General features: G+C 74.6%; 18 protein-coding genes. 15 read left to right on the forward strand and 3 right to left on the reverse strand.

Annotated elements, in window-relative coordinates; translation table 11 throughout:
* Window positions 1-169 precede the first annotated feature (169 nt).
* The gene (locus tag ACIQF6_RS34260; RefSeq protein WP_400902259.1) at window positions 170-1,822 is read right to left on the reverse strand and encodes a PxKF domain-containing protein; all 1,653 of its coding nucleotides are present in this window, start codon (window positions 1,820-1,822) and stop codon (window positions 170-172) included.
* Between the two features lie 930 nt (window positions 1,823-2,752).
* Here ACIQF6_RS34260 and ACIQF6_RS34265 point away from each other — a divergent pair.
* The 10 genes from ACIQF6_RS34265 (at window position 2,753) to ACIQF6_RS34310 (ending at window position 18,635) form a co-directional block, all read left to right on the forward strand.
* Window positions 2,753-3,793, forward strand: a complete 1,041-nt coding sequence (locus ACIQF6_RS34265; protein WP_400902411.1) for a BTAD domain-containing putative transcriptional regulator — start codon at window positions 2,753-2,755, stop codon at window positions 3,791-3,793.
* A gap of 60 nt (window positions 3,794-3,853) precedes the next feature.
* Entirely contained in the window at window positions 3,854-6,070 is a 2,217-nt protein-coding gene (locus ACIQF6_RS34270; protein ID WP_400902261.1) for a TOMM precursor leader peptide-binding protein, read from the forward strand.
* The gene (locus ACIQF6_RS34275) at window positions 6,063-8,066 is read left to right on the forward strand and encodes a TOMM precursor leader peptide-binding protein (RefSeq protein ID WP_400902265.1); all 2,004 of its coding nucleotides are present in this window, start codon (window positions 6,063-6,065) and stop codon (window positions 8,064-8,066) included. The genes ACIQF6_RS34270 and ACIQF6_RS34275 overlap by 8 nt, the downstream gene beginning before the upstream one ends.
* A 62-nt stretch (window positions 8,067-8,128) precedes the next feature.
* Window positions 8,129-9,784: a nitroreductase family protein gene (locus ACIQF6_RS34280; protein WP_400902268.1), complete on the forward strand. Its 1,656-nt coding sequence runs from the start codon at window positions 8,129-8,131 to the stop codon at window positions 9,782-9,784.
* A gap of 83 nt (window positions 9,785-9,867) precedes the next feature.
* Window positions 9,868-12,648, forward strand: coding sequence for a lantibiotic dehydratase (locus tag ACIQF6_RS34285; RefSeq protein ID WP_400902414.1), 2,781 nt, complete (start codon window positions 9,868-9,870; stop codon window positions 12,646-12,648).
* Window positions 12,641-13,696: a lantibiotic dehydratase C-terminal domain-containing protein gene (locus tag ACIQF6_RS34290; protein ID WP_400902271.1), complete on the forward strand. Its 1,056-nt coding sequence runs from the start codon at window positions 12,641-12,643 to the stop codon at window positions 13,694-13,696. Before ACIQF6_RS34285 ends, ACIQF6_RS34290 begins: the two co-directional genes overlap by 8 nt.
* The gene (locus tag ACIQF6_RS34295; RefSeq protein WP_400902274.1) at window positions 13,693-14,949 is read left to right on the forward strand and encodes a peptidase M50; all 1,257 of its coding nucleotides are present in this window, start codon (window positions 13,693-13,695) and stop codon (window positions 14,947-14,949) included. The genes ACIQF6_RS34290 and ACIQF6_RS34295 overlap by 4 nt, the downstream gene beginning before the upstream one ends.
* On the forward strand, window positions 14,949-15,878 hold the full coding sequence (locus tag ACIQF6_RS34300) for an ABC transporter ATP-binding protein (protein WP_400902277.1): 930 nt from the start codon (window positions 14,949-14,951) through the stop codon (window positions 15,876-15,878). The genes ACIQF6_RS34295 and ACIQF6_RS34300 overlap by 1 nt, the downstream gene beginning before the upstream one ends.
* On the forward strand, window positions 15,875-16,624 hold the full coding sequence (locus ACIQF6_RS34305) for an ABC transporter permease (protein ID WP_400902280.1): 750 nt from the start codon (window positions 15,875-15,877) through the stop codon (window positions 16,622-16,624). The genes ACIQF6_RS34300 and ACIQF6_RS34305 overlap by 4 nt, the downstream gene beginning before the upstream one ends.
* Before the next feature lie 79 nt (window positions 16,625-16,703).
* Entirely contained in the window at window positions 16,704-18,635 is a 1,932-nt protein-coding gene (locus tag ACIQF6_RS34310) for a TOMM precursor leader peptide-binding protein (RefSeq protein WP_400902283.1), read from the forward strand.
* A 132-nt stretch (window positions 18,636-18,767) separates the two neighbouring features.
* Here ACIQF6_RS34310 and ACIQF6_RS34315 read toward each other — a convergent pair whose 3' ends face one another.
* Window positions 18,768-18,941 (reverse strand): thiazolylpeptide-type bacteriocin, encoded by a 174-nt coding sequence (locus ACIQF6_RS34315; protein WP_073810233.1) that lies wholly within the window; start codon window positions 18,939-18,941, stop codon window positions 18,768-18,770.
* A gap of 192 nt (window positions 18,942-19,133) precedes the next feature.
* Between ACIQF6_RS34315 and ACIQF6_RS34320 the strand changes: the two genes are divergently transcribed.
* Window positions 19,134-20,405: an amidohydrolase gene (locus ACIQF6_RS34320; protein WP_400902288.1), complete on the forward strand. Its 1,272-nt coding sequence runs from the start codon at window positions 19,134-19,136 to the stop codon at window positions 20,403-20,405.
* A 17-nt stretch (window positions 20,406-20,422) separates the two neighbouring features.
* On the opposite strand, the gene ACIQF6_RS34325 is transcribed toward ACIQF6_RS34320, so the two are convergent.
* Complete coding sequence (locus tag ACIQF6_RS34325) at window positions 20,423-20,755, reverse strand: hypothetical protein (protein WP_400902290.1); 333 nt, start codon at window positions 20,753-20,755, stop codon at window positions 20,423-20,425.
* 100 nt (window positions 20,756-20,855) lie between these two features.
* Between ACIQF6_RS34325 and ACIQF6_RS34330 the strand changes: the two genes are divergently transcribed.
* From ACIQF6_RS34330 to ACIQF6_RS34345, 4 genes are all read left to right on the forward strand, one after another.
* Complete coding sequence (locus ACIQF6_RS34330) at window positions 20,856-21,944, forward strand: DUF5937 family protein (RefSeq protein WP_400902293.1); 1,089 nt, start codon at window positions 20,856-20,858, stop codon at window positions 21,942-21,944.
* A gap of 206 nt (window positions 21,945-22,150) precedes the next feature.
* Complete coding sequence (locus ACIQF6_RS34335; RefSeq protein WP_400902296.1) at window positions 22,151-22,882, forward strand: DUF6159 family protein; 732 nt, start codon at window positions 22,151-22,153, stop codon at window positions 22,880-22,882.
* 231 nt (window positions 22,883-23,113) lie between these two features.
* Window positions 23,114-24,274, forward strand: a complete 1,161-nt coding sequence (locus tag ACIQF6_RS34340; RefSeq protein WP_400902299.1) for a type IV pilus biogenesis/stability protein PilW — start codon at window positions 23,114-23,116, stop codon at window positions 24,272-24,274.
* Window positions 24,267-25,235, forward strand: a complete 969-nt coding sequence (locus tag ACIQF6_RS34345) for a hypothetical protein (protein ID WP_400902301.1) — start codon at window positions 24,267-24,269, stop codon at window positions 25,233-25,235. Before ACIQF6_RS34340 ends, ACIQF6_RS34345 begins: the two co-directional genes overlap by 8 nt.

Genomic DNA, 25,235 nt, shown 5'->3' on the forward strand with positions numbered 1-25,235 from the left:
CGAACGGTAGGTCGCACACAGGGAGTTGACGTCCAGTCAGGGGTGTAGGGGTTTCCACCGAGAAGGCGCCGGTGCCGAGGGGACCGTCCCCTAGGGGAGGCTCGGGGGCGGGGCGGGCTGCCCGCCCCCGGGGCGGAGGGACCCGGGGGCGGGCAGCCCGGCAGGCGGCTCAGTCGAACTGGAACAGCGCGGTGTGGAGAGTGCCGTCGTTCAGGCCGAGGGTGAACAGTCGGCAGGTGCCGGCGTAGGCCCGGTCGGTCTTCCAGACGTAGGTGTAGCCGGTGGCGGCCGCGTCGTACTGGAGGGCGGCGTCCCCGGTGGCGGTGGTGGGTGCGGGCGGGTCGAGCGGCGCGCCGGTGGTGCAGTCGACGCGCTGCGCGATCGGGTAGTCCCGGGCGATGACGTTCGGGCCGAAGTCGCCGCCCAGGGTGAACTTGATCGGGACCGCCCGCCCGGCGTGCATCCGGTTGACGGCGGGCAGGTTGGCGACCGGCGGCCGGAAGCCGCTGAACGGGTACGCGTAGGTGTACCGGCCGGCGGCGCCGACGGCGCTGGTGCCGGCCGGCGTGGTCACCCGGACGTCGACGGTGCCGCCGGCGCCCGCGGGAACGGTCGCCTTCAGGGTGACGTCGTTGACGACCGTCACCCCGGTGGCCGGCGTGCTGCCGAATCGGACCGTCCTGGCGCCGGCCAGGTGGGTGCCGACGATGGTGACGGTGTTGCCGCCCGCGTCGGGCCCGTGGCCGGCGCGCACCCCCGTCACCGTGGGCGCGACGGGGGCGACGGCCAGGCTGTACGGGCTGCTCCCGGTGGCGACCGTGCGGGTGACGGTGTCGGTGGCGGTGTCGATCACCGACAGGGTGTTCGCGTGGCTGTTGGCCACGTACGCGACACCGCCGGCCGGGTCGGCCAGCACGCCCACGGGGGTGTCGCCGACCGGGACGGTGCCGGTCACGGCGCCGCGCTCGGTGTCGATCACCGAGACGGTGGCGTCGTACTGGTTCGTCACATAGGCGTGCGCACCGTCCGGGGCGATCGAGATGCTCCCGGGCCCGGTCCCGACGGGGATGGCGCTGCTGACCTCGTTGGTGGCGGTGTCGATCACCGTGACGTTGTCGGTGCCGAAGTTCGCGCTGTAGACCCGGCTGCCGTCGGGGGAGACCGCCACGGCGGCCGGCATGAAGATCCGGCTGTCGGTGATCGACTCGACGAGGTTGTTGGTGGTGGTGTCGATCACCGAGACGGAGCCGCCGATGAGGTTGGCGACGTACGCGTGCGCCCCGTCGGGGGCCACGGCGATGCCGAACGGCTGGCTGCCGACCGTCACGGTGGTGGTGACCGTCCGGGTGGCGGTGTCGATGACGTCGACGCCGCCCGCTCGCGCGCTGAGGTAGTGCCCGACGTAGGCGTGGGCGCCGTCGGGGGAGAACGTCACCGGTCCGGGCAGTCGGCCGACCGCGATCGTCGAGGCGACGGTGGCGGTGGCGGTGTCGATCACGGAGATCGTGCTGCTGCCGTTGTTGACGACGTACGCCTGAGTGCCGTCCGGGGAGACCGCCACCGCCTGCGGGTAGGTGCCGACCGGGATGGTCGCGACGGGCGCGGCGGACTGCGGGTCGTACGCGGTGACCGTGTTCTCGCGCGAGTTGGCGATGTAGACCAGCCGGTGCGCCGCCGCTCCGGTGTCCGCGTGCGCAGCCGACACCGGCACGACCACGGTGAGCGCTCCGAGCGCGCCGGCCGCCGAGACGACCGCCGCACGGTGCCGCAGCCGTCGGAGACGGCCCGGTGCTCCGGTCCGTCCGTTGGGGACCGCTGTCATGTGACTCCACCTCTCTGTCGGCGCCGACCGGGGATCTGCCCGTCGGACGCCGTGGGGGCTGTGGGGGTGTGGGATGCAGGGGAGCCCGGGAGAAGCCTGGCCGACCGGAGCGCGTCGCACCAGGGCGCGCGGCGGCGCTGCCGTGTCATGCGCCCGGCGCACAACCTCGGCGCGGCGTCGCTCAAGTCGCTTGGGAAATTGGCGAGTTGGCTTCGCGCAGGAGATGCGGCGGACCCTGTGGCGGCCACCGCGGGAGGGCTGACCGGCGGAGGGAGGTCCGAAGTGCCGGGCGTCGCGCGCGGGTTCGCGGGTGCGCGGCGGGCCGGGGGTGAACTCGATCGAAGGCGCACCACTCTGGCGCAGTTGTTGACGGTGCGCAATCATGGATGGTCACCGGAGGGCACGAAACGATCGGGTGGCCGCCGGGCCGTGCGCAGGGCCGCGCCGGGCCGGTGGGCCATGCCTGCTGCCCTCCATGCGGAAGTGCCGGTTCTTTCCCTCGGAGTTGACACTTCCGCTGCTTCTGCATTACTTCGTGCCTGCCATCCCCCGGGCGGGCGGGACGACCGTGGTGCGGTGGGGGAAAGGTGGCGTCCAAGCAAACTGTCCGTATGCGTATGAGTCGGCCGTGCAGGGCTGTGGCCTTGGTCTATTCCAAGGCGGGCGCGGCGGTCGGCGGTCTCCGGGACGTCATGCAAGTGTTTGCAGAAATTCGCTGAAATGCCGTTCGCGGCCATTGACGTGACTGAACGTCAACTCATACGGTCTGGCGTTGTCGTACTGGGCGGTAGCGAACCCGGGCGAATGCGCCGGGCAGGTGCGGAGCGATGTCGATCGGTCGTCGGCGGGCGCCTTCGGCATGCCCGCGGCGGCGGGACCGCCGCATCGGGAACACCGCAACGAGAACGTCGGAAGGAGAGCGGGGTGAGCATGGCAGCGGAAGCCGGAACGGGCAGCGGCGCCAGATTCACCGTGCTCGGCCTGCTGGCGATCGCCGACCGCCGGGAGACGGCGGTACTCCAACCCTCCAAGCCCGCCTCGCTGTTGGCGGCACTGCTGACCAGGCCGAACGCGGTCGTGCCGGTGGAGTCGCTGCAACGGGCGATCTGGGGCGAGGAGATCCCGGCGACCGCCAAAGCGGCCCTGCACTCGTGCGTGCTGCGACTGCGGCGGCTGTTCGCCAAGTACGGGATCTCCGGCAGCACCATCGAGGCGCTGCCCGGCGGCTACCGGATGACCGTCGACACCCGCACCCTCGACCTGCTGGAGTTCCGCGACCTGCTCGCACGGGCCGACCGGGAGGCCGAACCGGCCACCGAACTCGCCCTGCTGCGCGCCGCGTTGGAACTCTGGCAGTCACCGGTGCTGGGCAACGTGCACTCCGACGTGCTGCACCGCGAGGAGGTGCCGCGGCTCTCCGAGGAGTGGCTGCGGACCGTCGAGCGGATCTACGACATCGAACTCGCCCTCGGGCGATGTCGCGAAGCACTGGCCGAACTCTGGTCACTGGCCCGGTCCCACCCCGCCCACGAGCGGTTCTGGGAACAGCTGATCGAAGCCCTGTACCGGACCGGCCGACGCGCCGACGCGCTCGCCGAGTACCGGCGGGTCCGCGACCACCTGCGCGACGAACTCGGCGTCGAGCCGGGACCGGCCCTGCAACGCCTCGAACTCGCCGTACTGCGCGGCGAATCGCCGACCCGCACCGCCGCGCCGGCCGTTCGGGACCTGCCCCGGCGGGCCGCGGCCGTCGAACTCCGGCCCGCGGCCGACCCGGCCGGCGACCCGGCCGACTCCACCACCGGAGACGTCGTCCTGGCCGGCCTGGTGCAGGCCGGGCTGCTGGCCGAAGGCCCCTGCGGCCACTACCACGTGCACGAGCTGCTGCGCACCTTCACCCGTGCTGCGGCGAGCAGTTGGGCCCGCGCCCCGGGGGCGCAGGACCCGCCGCCGCCCGCATCCTGCGCCTGACCGCTCCCGTCCGTGCGGCCCCGAGCCGCTCCGTTCGCGTACCACTGAGGTGTGAGGGACATGCCCCCGTTCGACGAGATCGCCGACAGCCGCCCGCGGATCCGGCGCGACGTGCTGTACACCCAGACCCCCGAGGGGGTGCTGTTCCACAACGCCCACGGCGGCTTCGGCGTCACCGCCAAGGACGCCTACCGCTTCGCCTCGCTGATCGTCCCGCACCTGAACGGCCGGCACACCGTCGCCGAGATCAGCCAGGGCTTCGGCGAGCACCACCGCACCATGTTCACCGAGCTGGTGCGCACCCTCTACACCCGCGGCTTCGCCCGCGACGCCGGCCCCGCCCCCGAAGGCCCCTCGCCGCTCACCCCCGAGGCCGCCGCCCGGTTCGGACCGCAGATCGAGTACGTCGACCACTACGTCGGCGACGCCGAGGAACGCTTCCACCGCTTCCGGCAGACCCGGGTCGCCGTCCTCGGCGACGACGAACTCGCCCGCTGGAGCGTGCTCAGCCTGCTCCGCAACGGCTGCGCCACCGTCGGCGTCCTCCCCGGGCTGACCGAACTCGCCGGCTACGCCGAGATCGAGACCGAGACCGCCGCCCTCACCAAGGCCGGCTGCCCCGCCGAGGTCGCCACCCTCACCCCCGCCGCCGCCGACCACGGACGGGCCGAACTCGACGGCTACGACGTCGTGCTGGTCACCGGACCGGAAGGCCCCCGCCGGATCGCCCGACTGCTGGAGGCCGGCCTCCCCGACGGCCGGCTGCTGCTGCCCGCGTGGACCATCGGCGCCAACGCCGTGATCGGCCCGCTGATGTCCGCCGACCGCACCGGCTGCTGGCTGTGCGCCGCCCTGCGCCTCGGCACCGGCGCCCGGGCCGGCGACGCCGCCGACCTGTGGAGCGACCTCGCCCCGCTCGCCCCGCTGAGCACCGGCAGCCGCCAACCGCACGGCCCGCTCGCCGCGATGCTCGGCAACCTGCTCGGCTACGAGGTCTTCCGGATCACCACCGGCGCCCTGCCCGCCGAAACCGACGGACGCCTCCTCGTCCAGGACCTCGACTCGCTCGACGTGGTCGGCGAACCCCTCCACCCGCACCCGCGCTGCGCCCGCTGCACCGCGGACGACCGGCCCGACCTCGCCGGCCTCGACCTCGCCGGCCTCGACCTCGCCGGGGCCGGACGCGAGGAGGACTTCTCCACCGAGGACGGCGCGTCCGAGGCCGCGCTCGCCGAACTCGACGACCGCGCCGTCCTGGTGGGCCCGCACGCCGGCGTGTTCGCCCGGTACGCGGACGACGACTGGCGGCAGACCCCGCTCAAGGCCGGCACCGTCACCCTGAACCTCGCCCCCGGCGTGCAGCGCACCGTCTCCGCCGGCGACGTCCACCACGTCGCGGGCGCCCGACTGCGCGCCCTGTACCGGGCCGCCGAGGTCTACGCCGAGCACGCCGTGCCGCCCCGGACCGCCACCGCAGCGGACGCCGAACTCGCCCGCGTCCGGCCTGAGTTGCTCGGAACCGCCAGCGGCCTCCCGGCCGGCACCGTCCGCGACTGGAGCCCCGCCACCTCGCTGCTGACCGGCGAACGGGCGCTCGTCCCCGTCGCCGCGCTGCGCACCTTCGGCCCGCACAACCGCGACCGCGCCTTCGAAGCCACGTCGGCCGGCACCGGCGCCGGCGGCACCCTCGCCGAAGCCGCCGCACGCGGCCTGCGCACCGCCCTCGGATACGACGCGCTGCGCCGCACCCTGCGCGGCCGACTCGCCGCCCGGGAACTGCCGTTGGAGATCCTCGCGCAGGACGCGCAGCTCACCTTCCTGGGCCGCTCGGCGCAGAACCACGCCCTGGAGCCGGAACTGCTGCGCCTCGGCGACGCCGACGAGCCGCTGCCGGTGGTGCTGGCCCGGGCCGCCGACCCGGCCGCCGGCGGGTACCGGTGGGCGCTCGGCAGCGGCCTGAGCCTGCGGGACGCGGTGCTGGAGGCCGTCCGCGACCTGCTCACCGCGGTGCAGCTGGACCGCGACCCGGCCGCCGCGACGCAGGGCGGCACCGACACCGGCGACCCGCTGATCGGCGAACTGGACCCGAGCACGCTGACCCCCGCCGGGACGGCCGGGGCGACCCTCGGCGAGAACCTGGAGTGGCCGCAGGTGCTGGAGCGGCTGCGCGCCTCCGGCCGGGACGTCCTGCTCGCCCCGTGCGGCCCGGCCGACCTGCGGGCCGGCCGGATCGACGTGGTCAAGGTGCTGCTCACGGACGGGACTTCGGATGCCTGAGGACGTCCTGGACCGCCCGCCCGGCATGCTGGACGCCCCCGTGGGCGTGGCGTACGCGGGCCCCTGGGGCGAGTTCTTCGCAACGCTGGCCGCCGAACTGACGGATCGTCAGGTCCGGTCGGCGGAGCTGGCGGCGCTCGGGGCCCGGGACGAGCTGACGGCAACGGACGGGCCGACGGCGCCGGAAGCGCAGCCGGCGCGGGAGGCGCAGGCGGCGGGGGAGGAGCCGGCGCGGCGCGGTGCGTGGCCGGTGCCGGTGCACCTGTACGGCCACCACGCCACCGTCGGGCCGGACAGCCCGCCGGGAGGCGGCGACGCGTCGCCGTGCCCGCGCTGCCTGGCGCGGCGTTGGCAGGCGGTGCGCTCCGGGCAACTGCGCGACGCCCTGGAGCTCGGGTCCGGCACCCGGGCGGCGGGCCGTCCGCCGTTCGCGGTGCCGTTCCTGACCGACGCGCTGGCCGCGCTGCTGGCGGCCCGCGCCGAGGGCGGCCCGCGAGAGCTGAACGGGCTGCCGGTGGTGCACCTGCTGGACCTGGAGACGCTGCGGGTAAGCGGTTTCCCGTTGCTCCCGGACGCGGAGTGCCCGCGCTGCGAACACCGCGTCGACGACAGCGCGGAGGCCGCCCGGATCGAGCCGGTGAGCCGTCCCAAGCGGGCGGCCGACGACTTCCGGCTGCGGCCGGTGGAGGACTACGGGCTGTCGCTGCCGGCGTTCGTCAACCCGGTGGCGGGGATGCTCGGGCCGTCGGTGGTGCCGGACCTGGTGTCCGCGTCCACCTCCTCCACGGTGGGCTGCTTCACCATGCGCTCCGGCGACTACCTGCGGGAGTGCTTCTGGGGCGGCCACACGGCGAGCTACCGGGCCAGTACCGAGGTCGGCCTGCTGGAGGGGCTGGAGCGGTTCGCCGGGATGCGGGCGCGCGGCAAGCGGACCACCGTGGTCGCCGCCTACGACGAACTCGGCGAGCAGGCGCTCGACCCCCGGACCTGCGGCCTGTACACCGAGGAGTTCCACCGGACCACCGGCATCCGCCCGTTCGAGCCGAGCACGCCGATCCCGTGGGTGTGGGGCTGGTCGCTGCGCGACGAACGGCCGCTGCTGGTCCCGGAGATCCTGGCGTACTACCACGCGCCCGGCGGGCTCACCAACCGCTTCGTGCAGGAGAGTTCCAACGGCTGCGCGTCCGGCGGCAGCCTGGAGGAGGCGATCTGTTTCGGCCTGATGGAGGCCGTCGAACGGGACGCCTTCCTGATCGCCTGGTACGGACAGCTCGCGCTGCCCGAACTCGACGGACGCAGCAGCAGCCGCCCGCAGACCAGGGCGATGGTCGACCGGCTGGAGATGTACGGCTACCGCGCCCGGTTCTTCGACACCCGGATCAGCTTCCCGATCCCGGTGGTGACCGCCGTCGCCGAACGCATCGACGGCGGACCGGGCCGGCTCTGCTTCGGGGCCGGTGCGAGCCTGGACCCGGAGGCCGCGCTCTGGGCCGGCCTGTGCGAGATCGCCACCGACGCCGTCAACCTGCGCAGCCGCACCGCCCGCGAGGAGCGCCGACTGCGGGCGATGGCCGAGGACTTCGACCAGGTGCGGGTGCTGCACGACCACCCGCTGGTGTACGGGCTGCCCGAGATGGCGCCCTACGCCGACTTCCTGCTGAAGCGTCAGGACGCGCCCGCGCCGCTCGCCCGGCTCGCGGACGGTTCGATCGCACCGTCCGACGACCTGCGGGAGGACCTGCGGCGGTGCGTCGACGCGATCGCCTCGGCCGGGTTCGACGTGGTGGTGGTCGACCAGACCATGCCCGAGCAGCGGGCGTCCGGCCTGTACACCGCCTCGGTGCTGGTGCCCGGGCTGCTGCCGATCGACTTCGGCTGGCAGCGCCAGCGGGCCCTGACCATGCCCCGGCTGCGGACCGCGCCCCGCGAGGCCGGCCTGCGCCCGCACGACCTGCGGACGGACCAGCTCAACCCCGCACCGCACCCCTTCCCCTGAGCCTGCACCCCGCCGGTGAGCGAACCGGCGGGCGTGCCGGGCGGCACACGAGAGGAACGACCATGGGCTACGCCCGCACGTACGCGTCCGCGGTGCTGTGGCGGGGCCGGGTTCCGATGGAGCCCGCCGACTTCGTGCCCGACTGGGCCGACCGCCCGCGCAAGGACAAGTACTTCCCCGCCGCGCCGCACTTCCCGCTGCCGGACTGCCCGCCCGGCCCCGCCGCCGCCGTCGGGCGCGGCCTGTTCGGGCCGCGTGGCGAGGACGGCTTCACGCTGCCGCTGCTCGGCGGCATGCTGCGGGACTCCTACGGCCTGACGGGCCGCCGCCTCGGCGTGCAGGCCAACTCGGACCTCGGCACACTGCCGCGCTACCCGCACGCGAACTTCTCCCGGGGCACCGCCTCCGGCGGCGGCCTGTACCCGATCGGCATCCACTGGGTGAGCGGACCGAGCGGCCCGCTGACCCCGGGCGTGCACCACTACTCCACCCCGCACCACTCGATGCGGCGGCTGCTGACCGGCGACGTGACGCCCGACGTCCGGGCCGCGCTCGGCGGGCGCGCCGACGACTGCGACCAATTCCTGGTGCTGACCGTCAAGTTCTGGCAGAACGCCTTCAAGTACAACAGCTTCGCCTACCACGTCGTCACCATGGACCTGGGCGCGCTGCTGGAGACCTGGCGGATCTGGGCCGGCGCGCAGGGCCTGCGCCTGGACGCCGCGCTCTGGTTCGACGAGGAGCGGCTCGGCCGACTGCTCGGCCTGGGCGCCGAGGAGGAGGGCGTGTTCGCCGTCGTCCCGCTGCGCTGGGCGGGCGCGCCCACCGAGTCGCTGGCCGCCGAGTCGCAGTCCGCGGAACCGCTGTCCGCGAAAGCGCTTTCCGCGGAACCGACCGGGGCCGTCGTCCGGGCGGTCGATCAGGAGCGGTCGCGGACCGTCATCGGGTTCGAGACCGTCCGGCGCATTCACCGGGCGACCCTGGAAGGCGCGGCCGAGCGGCCCGCCGAAGGGGTGTTGGACACGGCGCTGGCCGAGGCCTGGGACCGGCTCCGGGCGGCGGCCGAACCCGCCCGGCCGGTCGGCGAGCCGGTCACACTGCCCGAGCCGCAGCAGACGCCGATGGGCGTGCGGGAGGCGCTGCGGTCGCGGCGCAGCAGCTTCGGACGGTTCACCGGCAATCCGCCGATGACCGCCGGGCAGCTGTCCACCGCGCTCGCCGCCGCCGCCTCGGCCGGACGGCTGGCGGACTGCCAGGAAGGCCCGCAGGAGCGGTCGTTGACGCGGCTGCACGTCTTCGTCAACCACGTCGCGGGCATCCCGGCCGGCGCGTACGCGTACGAGCCCGACGGGCGCACCCTGCGGCCGGTGAAGGCGGGCCCGCAGGGCTGGTTCCTGCAGCGGAACTACTTCCTGGACAACTACAACCTGGAGCAGGCCGGTGCGCTGATCCTGGTCAGCGCCCCCACCCCGGCCGTGCTGGACGCCGTCGGGGACCGCGGCCTGCGCCTGGTGAACGCCGCCGTCGGCGCGACCTCGCAGGCGCTGTACACGGTTGCCCCGGCGGCCGGGCTGGCCTGCGGGGTGGCGCTCGGCTTCGACTCCGTCTCCTACACCGAGCACCTGGGCCTCGTCGACGGCGAGGAACTGCCGCTGCTGATCATGATGATCGGTCAGGAGCACCGCAGCCCGGCCGACTTCGACCACGCGATCGCCTGACCGGCGGAGGAACGTTGACCACCACAGTGACTGCGGCGAGCGCGGCGCCCACCGGCCGGGCGTCCGTCCTCGGACCCCGCTTCATGCTGCGCGCCGGCGGACTGCCCGTCGAGGCCGTGCACGGCCTGCGCTCGGACGAAGTCTTCGGCTGGGCCGAGGAGTTGGCCGCCGAGGAGGAGCGGCTGGCCGACCTCGGCGCCCGGCTCGGCGACCCGCTGTCGGCGCTCGTCAAACTCGCGCCGGACGCCGAGGGCCGCCGCCGGGTGCTGGACCTGCGGCGCAGGGTGTTCAACAACCGGCTGCCCGACCGGCCCGCCGAGGCCCTCGACCTGGTCGCCGGTCTCGACCCGGACACCGCCGAACTGCTCGCCCAGTGGCTGCCCGCCCGGCAGCGCCTGGCCGAGCTGCGGGCCACCGGCGGGCCCGCCTTCGACCGCGAACTCGTCCGCACCCGCGCCGAGTTGCGTCGCCTGGCGAACCTGGACGAGCTGCGCCTCGGCCTGCTGCTCGCCTCGCCGTCGCTGGAGGCCCGGCTCGACGGCATCGGCGCACCGAGCGCCGCGCCCGACAAGCGGACCCGCAAGATGGAACGCTCGCTGCTGTCGTACCTGTACCGGACGGCGTGCAAGACCAGCCCGTTCAGCACCTTCACGCCGGTGGCCGTCGGCACGTTCGCGGCGGCGGCGGACGGGCCGGAGGCGATCGGCGCCTTTGGCGAGGCGGCGGACGGGTCGGAGGCGGCAGCCGGCATGCTCGGGGAAGCGGTGCACGGGCCGGAGGTGGTGCTCGGCGGCGGGCGCTTCGGCCACCCGCGGCTGAACGTGGTGGTGCTGGCCCGGCTCGCCGAGCTGGTCGCCGCCGATCCGGCGCGCCGCGCGGACCTGCCGGTGACCCCCGCCTCCGGCATGGAGCTGACCGAGGACCGGGTCCGCTACGTGCGGCGCTCGGTGACGGCGGGCGACGCCGGCGCGGCGGTGAGCTTCGACGCAGCCCGCGACCGGCTGTTCTTCCTGCGCCTGAGCGGCGTGCTGGAACGCCTGTTGGAGCTGTTCCGGCAGCGGCCGCAGCTGCGGTTCGGCGAGCTGGCGGCCGAACTCGCCGCGCAGCTCGGCGCGGACGGCGACGCGGGCGAGGCGGAGCGGTACCTGGCCGCGCTGCTGGACGTCGGCATCCTGCAACTGCCGTTGCTGGCCACCGACGTGCACACCGGCGACCCGCTGCGGTCCTTCCAGCGGGCGCTGCGCTCGCTGGAGCGGCCCTGGGCGGGCGCGGTCGCCGACCGGCTGGCCGGGCCGATCGCCGCGCTGGAGCGCTACCCGGCCGGCGACGTCCCCGCCCGGCGGGCGCTGCTGGCCGAGATTCGCGCCGAACTGGAGTCGATCCAACTGGAGTTGGGGGAGGAGCGGGCAGCCGTCCCGCAGACTCTGCTGTACGAGGACGTCGCCGCCGGCCAGGTGGCGGCCGACCCGGGGCTGTGGGCCCGGCTGGCGGCCGAGCCGCTGGCCGAACTCGCCAGGATTCTCCCGGTGTTCGACCTGGGATTGGCCCAACGGCTCACCCTGAAGGGCTTCTTTCTGGCCCGGCACGGCCGCGGCGGCCGCAGCGACGACCTGCTGCAACTGGTGCACGACTTCCACGAGGACATCTTCAACCAGTACTTGCAGTTCACCGCCGCCAAGTCGGGCGAGGCCGAACACGGCGGCTACCCGGCGGAGGAGAACTGGCTCGGCCAGCCGCAGATCACCGCTCTCGACCGGGCCCGCGCCGAACTGGCCCGCCGGATGCGCGACCTGGCCGAGCAACTGCCGGACGACGCGGAGGAGGTGACGCTCACCGGCGCCGACCTGGACGCGGTGGCCGCCGAACTCGGCACCGGCGTCGGCGGGTTCGCGCCGCACAGCCACTTCGTCCAGCTGTCCGCGCGCGGCGCCGAGCCGCTGGTGGTGCTCAACCACTCGTACGGCGGGCTGTGCTTCCCGTTCACCCGGTTCACGCACTGCTTCGACGACGACCGGGCCGCCCTGCCGGCCGGGCTGCGCTCCACGCTGCGCGCGGTGGCGCCGGAAGGCGCGGTGCTGGCCGAGGTCACCGCCGGGGCGGCCACCACCAACCTGAACCTGCACGCGCGGCTCACCGACTACGAGTTGGTGTGCCCGGGCGAGACCAGCACCGCGCCCGAGGACGCGCAGATCCACCTGGACGACCTGTACGTCGAGCACGACCCGGCCGCCGACCGGCTGGTGCTGCGCTCGCGTCGCCTCGGCGTCGAGGTCGTCCCGGTCTACCTCGGCTACCTGGTGCCGATGGTGCTGCCGGAGATCCCGCGCAGCCTGCTGCTGTTCTCGCCGACCTCGCGGGTGACGCCCGAACTGTGGCGCGGCGTGCCCGCCGCCGCCGCGGAGACCGGGGTCTCCCGCCGTCCGAGGGTCCGCTACGGCAGCCTGGTGCTGCACCGGCGCAGCTGGACCGTCACCGCCGCGGCACTGCCGCAACTCCCGCCGGGAGTACCCGAGTCGGAGCGATACCTGGAGTGGCAGCGCTGGCGTCGCCGGCACGGTCTGCCGGTCCGGGTGTTCGCCCGGGCGTACCCCGAGGGGACCGGCGTCCCCCTCGGGGGCGCCAAACCCCAGTACGTGGACTTCGCGAGCCCGCTGACCCCGACCGCGCTGGACGGGCTGCTGTCCGGCGGGGTCGGGCGGCTGGTGCTGGAGGAGATGCTGCCCGGCGAGGACGCGCTGCACGTCCGCTCCGCGCACGGGCACCACGTCGCCGAACTCGCCCTGGAAGTACTGCCGTTGGGGCAGCGCGGGGGTTCGGCCGAGCAAGCGATCGAGACCGGGCGAGGAGAGCCGAACCATGACTGACCTGCCGTCGTCCCCGCGCACCCCGGGCGACTGGCTCGCGCTGCACGTCTTCTACGCAGCGAGCCCGCGTCCGCTGCTGCTGCAGTGCGTGCGCCCACTGGTCGCCGAACTCGCCGAAGAGGGCCTGCTCGCCGGGTACTTCTTCATCAACTACTGGGTGGAGGGCCCGCACCTGCGGCTGCGGCTGCGACCCGCCACGCCCGAGGCGGCCGAGCAGGTGCGCGAGCGCGCCGAGACCGCCGTCGCCGAGTTCCTGCGCCGCCGCCCCGCGCTCTACCAGGTCGAGGACAGCTTCTTCGCGGAGCTCTACAACACCATGTTCGAGCTGGAGTTCAGCTCCGACGAACGGGCCGAACTGGTCGGCCCGGACGGGAAGATGAAGCTGCGGGAGAACAACACCTTCAGCCGCGAGGCCTATCAGCCCGAGTACGGCAAGTACGGCGGCCCGGCCGGGATCGAGCTCGCCGAGTGGCACTTCCAGCACTCCAGCGACCTGGTGATCGAAGCCACCCGCAGCATGAACCTGCACCTGCGCACCGTGGTGCTCGGCCTGGCCACCCAGCTGATGATGACCATGACGGCCTGCTTCCTCCCCGACGAGGACGACCTGCTGGCCTTCCTCGACCGCTACCACGCGTTCTGGAACCGCTCGTTCGCCGGCACCAACTACACGGCGCAGCAGGGCTACGACCGCGCCTACGCCAGCATGGGCGACACCCTGCCGGCCAGGTACCGGGCCATCCGCACCGCGATCGCCGACCGGGCGACCGACCGGCTGCCCGCCGTGCTCCGCGGCTGGGCCGACCACTGCCTCGAACTGCGCGACCGCGCAGCCGAGTCGGCGCGCCGCGGCGAGTTGGTCTTCCGCTCCTGGGACGGCACCCGCGACCTGACCGTCACCGACCCGGCCGAGGCGCTGCCGATGCTGCTGTTCCCGTACGCGCACATGACCAACAACCGGCTGTCGGTGACCGTCCGCGACGAGGCGTTCCTCTCGTACATCCTGGCCCGCGCCCTGCGCGAGCCGCAGCCCACGGCGGCGACGTGAGCAGCCACCGGCTTCTGGAGCTGCGGCCGGCGATCCGCCCCGACCTGCGGATCGCCCGGCCGCTGCGGCGCGGCGCCGCCGTCGTCCACCTGGTGCACGACCCGGTCGGCGGACGGCAGTTGGAGATCGGGCCGAAGGAACACTTCATCATCGCCCGGCTCGACGGCACCCGGACCCTGGCCGAGGTCGGCGAGGAGTACGCGCAGCACTTCCGGGCCCGGCTCGGCGAACCGCAGTGGCAGCAGATGATGGGCCTGCTGTACACCCGCGGCCTGCTCGTCGACGCCCCCGTCCCGGTGCCGCCGAAGCCCGCCGCCCCGCCCCGCTCCGGCCTGCTGAGCGGCCGCGCCAAGCTGGTCGCCGACGCGCCCGCGCTGCTCGACGCCCTGCACCACGCCACCGGCTTCGCCCGCCGCCGCGCCGTCCTGGCGCCGCTGCTGGCCCTGGTCGCCGCGCTGCTGGTCGCCGTCGCCGTCCAACTCCCCACCCTGATCGACGAAACCGGGCGGCTGGCCGACAACCCCGTCGCCCTGTTCGCCGCCGGGACCCTGCTGTGGACCAGCCTCGCGCTGCACGAACTCGCCCACGGCCTGGTCGGCCGCGCCTACGGCGGCCGGATCGGCGAGATCGGCCTGCGCTGGCGGCTGCCGATGACCTACCTGTACTGCGAGGTCGAGGACGTCCGGTTCTTCGCCCGCCGCCGCGACCAGATCGTCACCGCCGCCGCCGGCGCGATCGCCAACCTGGTCTTCCTGCTGCCGTTCTACCCCGCCTGGGCGCTGCTGCCCGCACACGCACAGGCCCGGCCGTTCCTCGGCGGACTGCTGCTGCTCGGCACCGCCGTCGCCCTCGGCAACCTGCTGCCGCTGCCCCCGCTGGACGGCTACAAGGCCCTCGGCTACGCCCTGGACACCCTCCAACTCGCCACCGAGAGCCGCAGGTTCGCCGCCGTCGCGGTCCGCGCCGCGATCCGCCGCGACCGCACCGAACTGCGCCGCTACCCCAGGCGGCTTCGCCTGGTCCACGGCGGCTACGCGCTCGGCTGCGCCGCCCTGGCGGCCGGCCTGCTCGCCGCCGCGAGCGCCCTGCTGGCGGCCTGGTTCGGCCCGCTCGCCGGCTGGCTGCCGGCCGCGGCCGTGGCGGCGGCGCTGCTGCTGTGGGCGGCGGGACGGGCCCTGCGGGCCCTGCGGGAGAGACCGAGCGAGTCGTACAACAGCGCGGGTGACGTGATGTCGGCAAGGAGAGAGCACTGATGAGCACAGGTGAAAGCCGCCCCGACGCGGCCGTGGCGCTGGACGGCGTCCGCAAGCGCTACGGCACCGTCCAGGCACTCGACGGAGTGTCACTGACGGTCGAACGCGGCGAGTTCTTCGGCATCCTCGGCCCCAACGGCGCCGGCAAGACCACCCTGGTGGAGATCGTCGAGGGCCTGCGCACCCCCGACTCCGGCACCGTCAGCGTGCTCGGCGAAACCCCCTGGCCGCGCAACACCGCACTGCTGCGCCGCCTCGGCATCCAGACCCAGAGCTCGGCGTTCTTCACCCGGCTGACCGCCCGCGAACACCTGGAGACCGTCGCCGCGCTCTACTGCCTGGAGCGGCCCGCCGCGCTGCGCGCCCTCGACCTGGTCGACCTCGGCGAACAGGCCGACCGCCGCATCGACCAGCTCTCCGGCGGCCAGCGCCAACGCCTGGCACTCGCCACCGCGCTGATCCACGAACCCGAACTGATCTTCCTGGACGAGCCGACCGCCGCCCTCGACCCGGCCGCCCGCCGCTCGCTCTGGGAGGTGCTGCGCACCCTCAAGGGCGACGGCCGCACCATCGTCTACACCACCCACCACCTCGACGAGGCCGAAGCGCTGTGCGACCGGGTGGCGATCGTCGCCCGCGGCGCCGTGCTCGCCGTCGACAGCCCCCGACACCTGATCAAGTCGCTGTCCGCGCCCACCACCCTGCGCGTCCCCGCCTACCGGCTCGGCGTCGACGACGTCCGCGACCTGCCCGGCGTCGAGAGCGCCCGCGTCGAGGGCGGCGAACTGGTGGTCTCCACCCACACCGCCAACCAGGTGCTGCTCGCCCTCGGCGACCTGGTCGACCTGGAGGAGATCACCACCCGCACGGCGACCCTCGAGGACGCCTACCTCGAACTGACCGCAACCGCGACGGAGCACCGACCGTGAACGCCTACACCGCTGTGACCAGGGCCAGCTACCTCGCCTACCTGCGCGACCGCACCTCGGTGATCTTCACCTTCGCGTTCCCGCTGGTCTTCCTGATCGTCTTCGGGATGATCTTCCAGGGCCAGGCGGTCGACGGCGGCCTGTCCTACATCAACTACATCGCCCCGGGCGTGCTCTCCTGGGGCATCGGCAACGCCGCCCTGTTCGGCGTCGCCTTCACCCTGATGCACTGGCGCCGCGACGACCTGCTGCGGCTGATCTGGCGCACCCCCACCCCGCTGCCCACCGTGCTCGGCGCCCGCTACGCCGTCGCCCTCGGCACCGGCCTGGTCCAGGCCCTGCTGTTCACCGCCGTCGCGCTCGCCGCGTTCGGCCTGCACCTGTCCGGCTCCTGGCCGCTCGCGCTGCCCGTGCTGGTCTTCGGCATCACCGCCTTCGCCGCGCTCGGACTGGTCGTCGGCACCCTCGCCAACACCCCCGAGGCGGTCGCCGCGATCGCCAACTGCGTGATGGTCCCGATGGCGTTCCTGTCCGGCGCGTTCTACCCCATCGACCTGATGCCCGGCTGGCTCCAGGGACTCTCCCGGGCCCTGCCGCTGCGCTACTTCGACGAAGGCGTCACCGACGCCGTCGGCGGCCGCGGCGGCGTCGCCCTGCCGTTCCTCGACTGCGCCGCCCTCACCGGCTTCACCCTGCTCTTCGCGCTGGTCGCCGCCAAGACCTTCCGCTGGAGCAACCGCAACTGACCCACCGCCCGACCCCTGCACCCCTCGCTGACCTGCCCACCCCCGGCCCGACCGGCCGGGGTCTCCCCGGAGGCACCCGATGACCACCCCCGCCGAGGCCTCGTTCGAAACGGCCCGGGACCGGCTGGAGCGGCGACTCGCCGAACGCGCCGCCACCGACGGCCGCCCCGCACCCGCGGTCGCCGTCCTCGGCGGCACCGACCTGCTGCGCCCCGAACCCGCCGCCGCCGCCCGCCGCCGCGCCCGCGCCACCGTCCACCTCACCGCCCAGACCGTGCTGATCGGCCCCTGGGGCGCCGACCCCGACGGCCCGGCGGCGTGCGGCACCTGCCTCGCCATGCGCTGGCAGCGCCTGCGCAGCCGCACCGAACGCGAAGCCCTGGAGACCGGCCGCACCCGCACCCTGGCCGGCCCCGGCCTGCCCCCGCTGCCCGACCACGCCGTGGACGCCGTCTGGGCGCTGCACCGGCTCACCGCCGACGCCCCGCCGAAAGAGCTGCCGCAGGTCTCCCGGCTCGACCTGGAGACCCTGCGGGTGCAGACCGTCCCGCTGCTCGCCGAACCGCTCTGCCCGTCCTGCGCGGGCAGCGGCGGTGCGGACGGTGACGGCGCGTCCGCCGTCGAACAGCCCGTGCTGCCGCTGCACTCCCGCCTCAAGCCCGCCCCCGACCGCCGCCGACTGCGCCCCGCCGACGGGTACGACCTGCCCGAGGCCGCGCTCGCCAACCCGGTCTGCGGCGTGCTCGGCGCGGGCACCTGGTCCGACGTGGTCTCGCCGACCACCGCCCCCGTCGCCGGCTCCGTCTTCATGCGCGGCTACGCCGGACTCACCGACGTCACCTGGAGCGGCCAGGCCAACTCCTTCCGCGCCAGCCGCTCGCTCGCCTTCCTGGAAGGCCTGGAACGCTACGCGGGCACCCACCGGCGCTCCAACACCCCCATGCTGACGGACAGTTACCACAACCTCGGGGACGCCGCGCTCGACCCGCGGCAGTGCGGCCTGTACAGCGAACGCACCTACCGCGAAGACCCGATGCTCGGCCCGTTCGACCCCGACCGGCCGATCCCCTGGGTGCAGGGCTGGTCCCTGCGCGACCAGAAGCCCGTCCTGGTGCCCGCCCGGCTCTGCTACTACAGCGCCGGCATCGCCGCCGACAACTTCGTCTTCGAATGCTCCAACGGCTGCGCCATCGGCAGCTGCCTCGAAGAGGCCATCCTGTACGGCCTGCTGGAACTCGTCGAACGGGACGCCTTCCTGCTCGGCTGGTACGGCAACGCCCCGCTGCCCGAGATCGACCTCACCGCCAGCACCGGCCCCGCGCTGCGCGCCATGCTCGACCGGGCCGCGCTGCTCGGCTACGACGTGCACGCCTTCGACAACCGGATCGACCTGGCCGTCCCCGTGGTCACCGCCCTCGCGGTACGCCGCGACGGCGGCCCCGGCACCCTCGCGTTCGCCGCGTCCGCCGGCTTCGACCCCGAGGACACCGTCGAATCCGCGGTCTCCGAGATCCTCACCTACATCCCGCACCTGCCCGGCCAGGTCCGCGAACGGCCCGCCGAACTCGCCGCGATGGCCGAGAACTTCGACCTGGTGCGCCGCCTGCCCGACCACGCCGCACTGTTCGGCCTGCCGCAGATGGCCCGGCACGCCCGCAGCTACCTGGAACCCGCCGCCCCCGCCCGGCCCGCCGCCGAGCTGTACGCCGACTGGGCCGCCGACTGCCCGCGCGGCACCGACCTGCTCGACGACCTGCTGTTCGTCCGGGACCGGTTCACCGACGCCGGGTACGACGTCGTCGTGGTCGACCAGACCTCGCCCGAACAGCGCCGCCTCGGCCTGCACACCGTCAGCACCCTGGTGCCCGGACTGCTCCCCATCGACTTCGGCTGGACCCGCCAACGCGCCCTTCAACTGCCGCGCCTGCGCACCGCGTTGCGCCGCGCGGGGCTGCGCGACAGCGACCTCGCCGAGGACGAACTGCGGCTCGTCCCGCACCCGTTCCCGTAGGCGCCCGTCCTGTCCTGTCCTGTCCCGTCCTGTCCTGTCCCGTCCTGTCCGGTCCGGGCCGGGCCGGTCGGGAACGGCCGACGGCCCCCCGCCCGTGAGGGAGGAGGGCCGCCGGACGACTGCGCCGCAGGCTCAGGCGGTGCAGGAGGTGGTGCTGGTGGTGCTGGAGCAGGTGCTGGTGCTCGAGCAGGAGGTCGAGGAGCCCAGCATGACCTCGGAGGTGTCCGAGTAGTCGCTGATCTCGAAGGTCTCCGACTCGAGGTTCAGGATCTCCTGGGCCAGCGACGCGAGCGAAGTGTCAGCCATGGCACTTCTCCTTTCGGTGCAGGGGGGGGCGGTTCGGCCGTGACAGCCGGACCGGGACGGAAGGAGCCGGCGGTGTTTCCTGCGAACCACCGCCGCGCACACGTCAGTTCTATCGAGAGCCGCTGGCAGCACCCGGCGAACCCTACTGACAAGTCACTGACAACCCGTCGCCGCGCACCAGGAGCCCGCCCGATGACCACCGTCCCGTCCGCCGACGACCTCGCCCGGGCCGCCGAGCTCTACCTCGACCTGCACCGCCACCCCGAACTCTCCGGCGCCGAGGAACGCACCGCCGCCCGCTTCGCCGACCGGCTGGCCGAGGCCGGGTACCGGGTGACGCGCGGCATCGGCGGCCACGGTGTCGCGGGCGTCCTGCGCAACGGTCCCGGGCCGGTGGTGCTGCTGCGCGCCGAACTCGACGCCCTGCCGGTCGCCGAACGCACCGGCCTGCCGTACGCCAGCACCGCCACCGGCCGCACCCCCGACGGCCGCCGGGTACCGGTGATGCACGCCTGCGGCCACGACGTCCACCTCGCCTGCGCCGCCGGGGCAGCCGCCGCACTCGCCGCCGACCGGGACGCCTGGCGCGGCACCGTGCTGGTGGTCGGGCAGCCCGCCGAGGAGACCCTGTCGGGGGCGCGGGCGATGCTGGAGGACGGCCTCTACCGGCGGTTCGAGCCGCCGTCGGTGGCGCTCGCCCAGCACACCGCGCCGCTGCCCGCCGGCATGGTCGCCCACGGCCGGGGCCCGGTGACGGCCGGCAGCCGCACCCTGCGGGTGGTGATCCACGGCCGCGGCGGCCACGCCGCCGCACCCCACCTGGCCGTCGACCCGGTGGTGGCGGCCGCCGCCGTCGTGCTGCGGCTCCAGACGATCGTGGCCCAGGAGACCTCGCCCGCCGAGCAGTTGGTGGTCACCGTCGGCTCGCTGGAGGCCGGCGGCCAGGGCAACGTGATCCCCGACCGGGCGGTGCTGACGGTCACCGTCCGCGGCTTCGGCGAGGAATCCCTGGAGCGGGCCTGCACCGCCGTGCGGCGCATCGTCCGCGGCGAGGCCACCGCCTCCGGCTGCCCCCGCGAGCCCGAGTTCGAGGAACTCTCCCGCTCCGGCGTCAACACCCCCGACCCGGGCCTCGCCGCACAACTGCGCACCGCACACCAGGAGTTGTTCGGCGCGGCCCGGGTCGCCGAGTGGCCGCCCGCGCTCGCCGCCGAGGACTTCCCGCTGTTCGGCCCGGCCGGCGAGCACCTGCACGGGGTGCCCGGCATTCGCACCGCGTACTGGATGCTCGGCATGGTCGGCCCCGACCAGTGGGCCGCCGCGCCCGGCGCCGGTGCCGCGCAGAAACTCGCCGCGCTGCCCGCCAACCACTCGCCCGAGTTCCGCCCCCAGGTCGGCGCGACCCTGCGCACCGGCATCGCCGCCCTGCACACGGCGGCCATGGCGAGCCTCGGCAGGCCGTAGCCGGCAGCGGTCGGGCGCTACGGGCGGCCGAGCCAGTCGCGCAGGCGGCGGCGGATGCCGACGGCCGGGCGGCGGGCCTCGCGGTGGTCGGCCTCGCGGTGGTCGGCCTCGCGGTGACGGGTGTCATGGTGACGGGTCTCGCGGCGATCGGCTTCGCGGCGGCGGGCTTCGAGGCGGCGGGTCTCGCGGCGATCGGCTTCGCGGCGGCGGGCTTCGCGGCGGGCTTCGCGGTGGTGGGCGAGGGCAGCGCGCAGGGCCGCGACGTCGTGGGTGCCGGGCAGGGGCGGGGCCGGCTCGCCGTGCCGGGCGGCGCGGGAGCTGTCGAGCAGGTGCTGGTGCAGTGCGTTCACCCGCCCACCCTGGGCCAGGGACGGCCCGGCAGTCGCGTCGTTTGACGGCCCCCGTCAAACGACCGGAGGGTCTTTCCGGCCGACGCGGCACCATGGACGGGTGAGCGTGACCATCGACATCACCGGCCTGCCGCCCGAGCGGATCGTCTTCCGCCCCTCGCCGCTGGCCGAACTCGGCAATGCCCTGCACGCGTTGGCCGAGCCCGCCCATCACACCGGACTGCACGCCTGGACGACGGCGACCACCGCCGCGCTCGCGCCGGACCTCGCCGACCGGCTGCTGGAGGCCGAGTTCATGTGGGGGGCGACCCGCTCCGACTTCCTGCTGCCGGCCAGCCCCCGGGAGACGCTCGCCGAGGAGCTCGACGACCTCGACCGGATGGACGACGAGAAGTTCGTCGGCGCGGCCCTGGAGATCTCCTGCAGCTCCAGCCACTACCCCAAGGGCCTGCCGTCGCCGCTGGTCGACCCCCGGTCCCGGCGGCGCGCCCTGGACCTCGCCGCGGCCCGCGGCCCGCGCCAGGCGGCGTTCGTGGAACGGATGCTCGGCGACCCCGCCGGCGCCCGGGCCTGGATCCGACGCCTGCTGGAGGACTGCGACCGGGCGTTCTTCGCCGACACCTGGCAGCGGGTCCGCGAGGGGCTCGCCGCCGACGCCCGGGACAAGACCGAACTCCTGCGCCGCAAGGGCCTGGCGGCGGCGCTCACGGCGGCGTCCCCGGCGCTCGGCCTGGCGGAGGACGAGCACGGCAGCCGCATCGTCGTCGACAAGCTGGTGCACGGCCGCACCTGGGCGGACACCGCCGTCACCCTGCTGCCGAGCGTCTTCGGCCGGCCGCACCTGTTCACCCTGTACGCGCCGGGCTGGCAGCCCGTGATCCAGTACCCGGCCGCCGCCCACGAACTCGGGCACACCGGTTCGGCGGAGACGATCGTGCGGCGGCTGGAGGCGCTCACCCACCCGGTGCGGATCAGCATGTGCCGCCACCTCGCGCGCGGCGCGTACTCGACCAACGAGCTCGCCGACGCGTCCGGCATCACCGCCCCGGAGGCCTCCCGGCACCTCGCCGTGCTGAGGAAGGCCGGGCTGGTCGCCACCCGGCGGCGCGGCCGCTACCTGCTCCACCAGCTCGACCTTCCGGTGGTCGCGCGGATCGGCGGCGACTTCCTGGAGTCGGTGCTGCGCTGACCCGGGCGTTCCTCGGCTCCGCGCCGCGCACGGGGGCCGAGCCCGCGACCGCCGACCGGCCCAGGACCGTCGACCGACCTGCCACTGCCGACCGGCCCGCGACCGCAGACCGGCCCGTCGGGCGTCGCCGGCGGGTGGCGTACCCTGTGGCGCGTCGATGAAGCATGATCACCAGTGGGGGACCGTTCGTGAGTACCGTTCAGCCCGTGCGCGCGTCCCTACGGATACTGCGGGACAACCGCCGTCTGCTGGTGTTCCCGCTGCTGAGCGGTGTCGCCCTGGTGCTGGTCGTCGGCGGCGTCGTGGTGCCGACGGCCGTCCGGGATTGGGCCGAGCCGTCGCCGTCCGCCTCCGACGTGTTCACCGTGGGCGCCGGCTACCTCCTGGCGGGCTTCGTCCTCACCCTCTGCAGCGGTGCGATGATCTGTGCGGTCGACGACGTGCTGCGGGGCGGGCCCGCCCGGATCGGCGCGAGCTTCCTGCGGGCGGTGCGGCACTGGCGGCCGCTGCTGGCGTGGAGCCTGCTCAACACGACGGTGCTGCTGGCCATCCGGCAGCTGGAGCGGGTCCCGGTGGTCGGCTGGATCATGAAGGAGCTGTTCAGCGCCGGATGGGCCCTCGCCACATACCTGGCGCTGCCGGCCATGATGGTCGACGGCCTCGGGGTGGCGGAGAGCACCCGACGGTCGGCGCGGATGCTGCGCGAGACCTTCACCCGGCAGGTGTACGGCTCGTGGTGGATCGTGCTGCCGGTGCTCCTCTCGATGGTCGGCGGATTCGTGGCGTTCATGCTCGGGGTGGAGTCGAACCGCCCGGGGCCCGCCATAACCGGTGGAGCGGTCGCCGCCCTGGTCCTGACGGGCGCCCTCCTGGTCGGGGCCACGGTCTCCGCGATCTTCCGCACCACGCTCTACCGGGACGCCTCGATCGCGGCCTGACGCCCACGGCGGCGCCGCGAACCCCGGCGACGGACCCGGTACCCGTCCGGTCCGGCCGGGCGCCCGTCCGGTCCGGCGCCCGTCCGGTCCGGCCGGGCACCCGCCGCCCTCGTCGCTTTCCGTCCGGCGGGCACCGACCAGCGGTTCGTTCCCGAGTTTTGGGTCAACCGGCAACAGGCCGTGGGCCGTTGTGCTCAGATGGAGGCCGGTGCGGGCGAACGAGGAGGCAGCGTGAGCGAGTTCAGGCTCGACTGGCCGTGGGCGGTGGACGGGACGACGCCCGGCGCGGAGCTGCTGCGGGTGGTGGCCGAGGCGCGGACGGCGGGGGAGCGGGAGGCGGGGCTGCGGGCGCTGTCGCAGGCCGCGGCCGGGGCCGACCCGGCGGCGGTCGAGCGGTACGCGATCGGGCTGGCGATCGCCGGGCAGTACACCGACTCGCTGCGGTTCTGGCGGATCCTGCTCTCCCACCTCCCCGGGGAGACCCGGCTGCGGCTGAACACCGCGACCTGCCTGCTCAAGGCCGGCCGCGGCGAGGAGTGCGCCCACGAGCTCGCCGAGTGCGACCGCCGCTGCCGCCCCGAGGACCCGCTGCGCCCGCTGGTGGAACGCCGGGTCGCCGAACTCGCCCGGGCCCGTGCCGCGGTGGACCGCGAGTGGCAGCTGCTGGACCTGCGCGCCGAGGCCCACCGCGAACTCGTGGCGCAGGGCCGCGCCCGGGTCGGCGACCTCAAGGACCTCTGCCGGGTGCTCGGCGCCCTCACCAAGCGCCCCGGCGGCGGCGACGACCCGGCCGAGATGCTCGCCGTGGCCCGGCGGATCCGCGCCGAGGCGCCGCACGACACCGAGGGCCGCGAACTCCTGGTCTGGTCCCTGCTGTTGGCCGACCGGAAGGACGAACTCGACCAGGCCCTGCGGGAACTGGAGCAGGTCGCCCCCGACTCGCCCGTCCTGGAGGGCTTCCGCTCCCAGGTCACCGACCCGCAATTCCGCCGCCAGTCGGATGAGTTGAAGCAGCGCTGGGACGACCTGGCCGGCCGGGCCGGACGCGGCGAGCCGGGCGCGGAGGACGAGCTGCGGCGCGAACTGGCCGCCCACCCGAAGAGCGAACAGCTGCGGGTGGCCCTGCTGTTCGCGGTCTACGGCCGGGCCGCCTCCGGCCGCGGCGACTACGCGGAGGCCCGACAGCTGGCCCTCGACCTCGCCGACGACCCGGGCGCCGGCCACCACACCCACTTCCACGTCGCCCAGTTCCTCTGGGGCCTCGGCGAACACGCCCGGGCCCGACGGGAGTTCGCGCTCGCCCTGACCACCTCCAGGAACGAGGAGGACCGGGAGAGCGTCCGCCTCGCGATGCGCACCGTCGGCGCGGACGCCGGGGAGCCCCGTGGGTGAGCGGGAGCGGCGGGTCGCCGCCCTCCTGCTCGGGGCCGAGGACCTCCAGCGGGCCCAGCAACTGCTGTTCCAGCACGCCCAGTACCTCGACCTCGACCTGCTCGGCGAGGAACTCCTCGCCGTCCAGCGGCAGTTCGAGGCCGACGGGCAACCCCGCGCGGCCGCGCTGGCCGGCTTCCACCTGACCCTGGTGCAGGACCGGCGCGACGCCCTGCGGGCCGCCGACGAGCTCCGCACCCGGGAACCCGCCGACACCTGGCAGCACATCGAACGGCAGGCCGAGGAGCTGATCGCGGCCGGCGCCCCGGACGCCGCCCTCGACCTCGTCCGGGACGCGGCCCGCACCCTCGCGGCCGACTCCTACGCCGCCGGCCGCCTGCTCGGCGTGCAGTGGCTGATCGCCGAAGCGCTGCACCACGCCGGCCGCTCCCGGGAGGGCCTGGAACTGCTCGACTCGCTGGACCTCGACCTGACCCACCCCGCCGACACCCTGGTGCGCACCCGCCTGCACCACCTGCGCGGCCGGATGTACCGGGCCCAGGCCGCGTACGAGCACGCCCGCGCCGAATTCGCCCGGGCCCTCGACGCCGCCCGGGCGGTCGGCTCGGTGCCCGACGAGCTGACGGTCCGCCTGGCGCTCGCCGAGTCGTACCTGGACGCGGGCCGCAGCCGCGACGCCGTGCGCGAACTGCGCCGGCTGGTGGCCCGCGCCGGCTCCTGGGGCGCCGGCGTCGAGGACCGGGCGACGGCACTGGGCCGACTGGGCACCGCGTACCGGGCCGCCGGCGACCCTGCCGCAGCCCGCGCCTGCCACCGCCGGGTGCTGAAACTCACCGGCGACGCCGGCCCGAGGAGCCCCGCACGCTGCGCGCCGCAGAGGCCTGGATCGGTCTCGGCGACCTCGCCGCCGACGCCGGCGACTTCAGCGAGGCCGGCGAGGCGTACGCGCAGGCCCTGCTGA

The sequence above is a fragment of the Kitasatospora sp. NPDC092948 genome (assembly GCF_044754805.1).
GTDB lineage: Bacteria > Actinomycetota > Actinomycetes > Streptomycetales > Streptomycetaceae > Kitasatospora.

What these genes read in the sequence shown, in the direction of transcription:
- ACIQF6_RS34260 (WP_400902259.1), bottom strand. Translation starts at nt 1,822, where the DNA reads ATGACAGCGGTCCCCAACGGACGGACCGGAGCACCGGGCCGTCTCCGA.
- ACIQF6_RS34265 (WP_400902411.1), top strand. Translation starts at nt 2,753, where the DNA reads ATGGCAGCGGAAGCCGGAACGGGCAGCGGCGCCAGATTCACCGTGCTC.
- ACIQF6_RS34270 (WP_400902261.1), top strand. Translation starts at nt 3,854, where the DNA reads ATGCCCCCGTTCGACGAGATCGCCGACAGCCGCCCGCGGATCCGGCGC.
- ACIQF6_RS34275 (WP_400902265.1), top strand. Translation starts at nt 6,063, where the DNA reads ATGCCTGAGGACGTCCTGGACCGCCCGCCCGGCATGCTGGACGCCCCC.
- ACIQF6_RS34280 (WP_400902268.1), top strand. Translation starts at nt 8,129, where the DNA reads ATGGGCTACGCCCGCACGTACGCGTCCGCGGTGCTGTGGCGGGGCCGG.
- ACIQF6_RS34285 (WP_400902414.1), top strand. Translation starts at nt 9,868, where the DNA reads ATGCTGCGCGCCGGCGGACTGCCCGTCGAGGCCGTGCACGGCCTGCGC.
- ACIQF6_RS34290 (WP_400902271.1), top strand. Translation starts at nt 12,641, where the DNA reads ATGACTGACCTGCCGTCGTCCCCGCGCACCCCGGGCGACTGGCTCGCG.
- ACIQF6_RS34300 (WP_400902277.1), top strand. Translation starts at nt 14,949, where the DNA reads ATGAGCACAGGTGAAAGCCGCCCCGACGCGGCCGTGGCGCTGGACGGC.
- ACIQF6_RS34310 (WP_400902283.1), top strand. Translation starts at nt 16,704, where the DNA reads ATGACCACCCCCGCCGAGGCCTCGTTCGAAACGGCCCGGGACCGGCTG.
- ACIQF6_RS34315 (WP_073810233.1), bottom strand. Translation starts at nt 18,941, where the DNA reads ATGGCTGACACTTCGCTCGCGTCGCTGGCCCAGGAGATCCTGAACCTC.
- ACIQF6_RS34320 (WP_400902288.1), top strand. Translation starts at nt 19,134, where the DNA reads ATGACCACCGTCCCGTCCGCCGACGACCTCGCCCGGGCCGCCGAGCTC.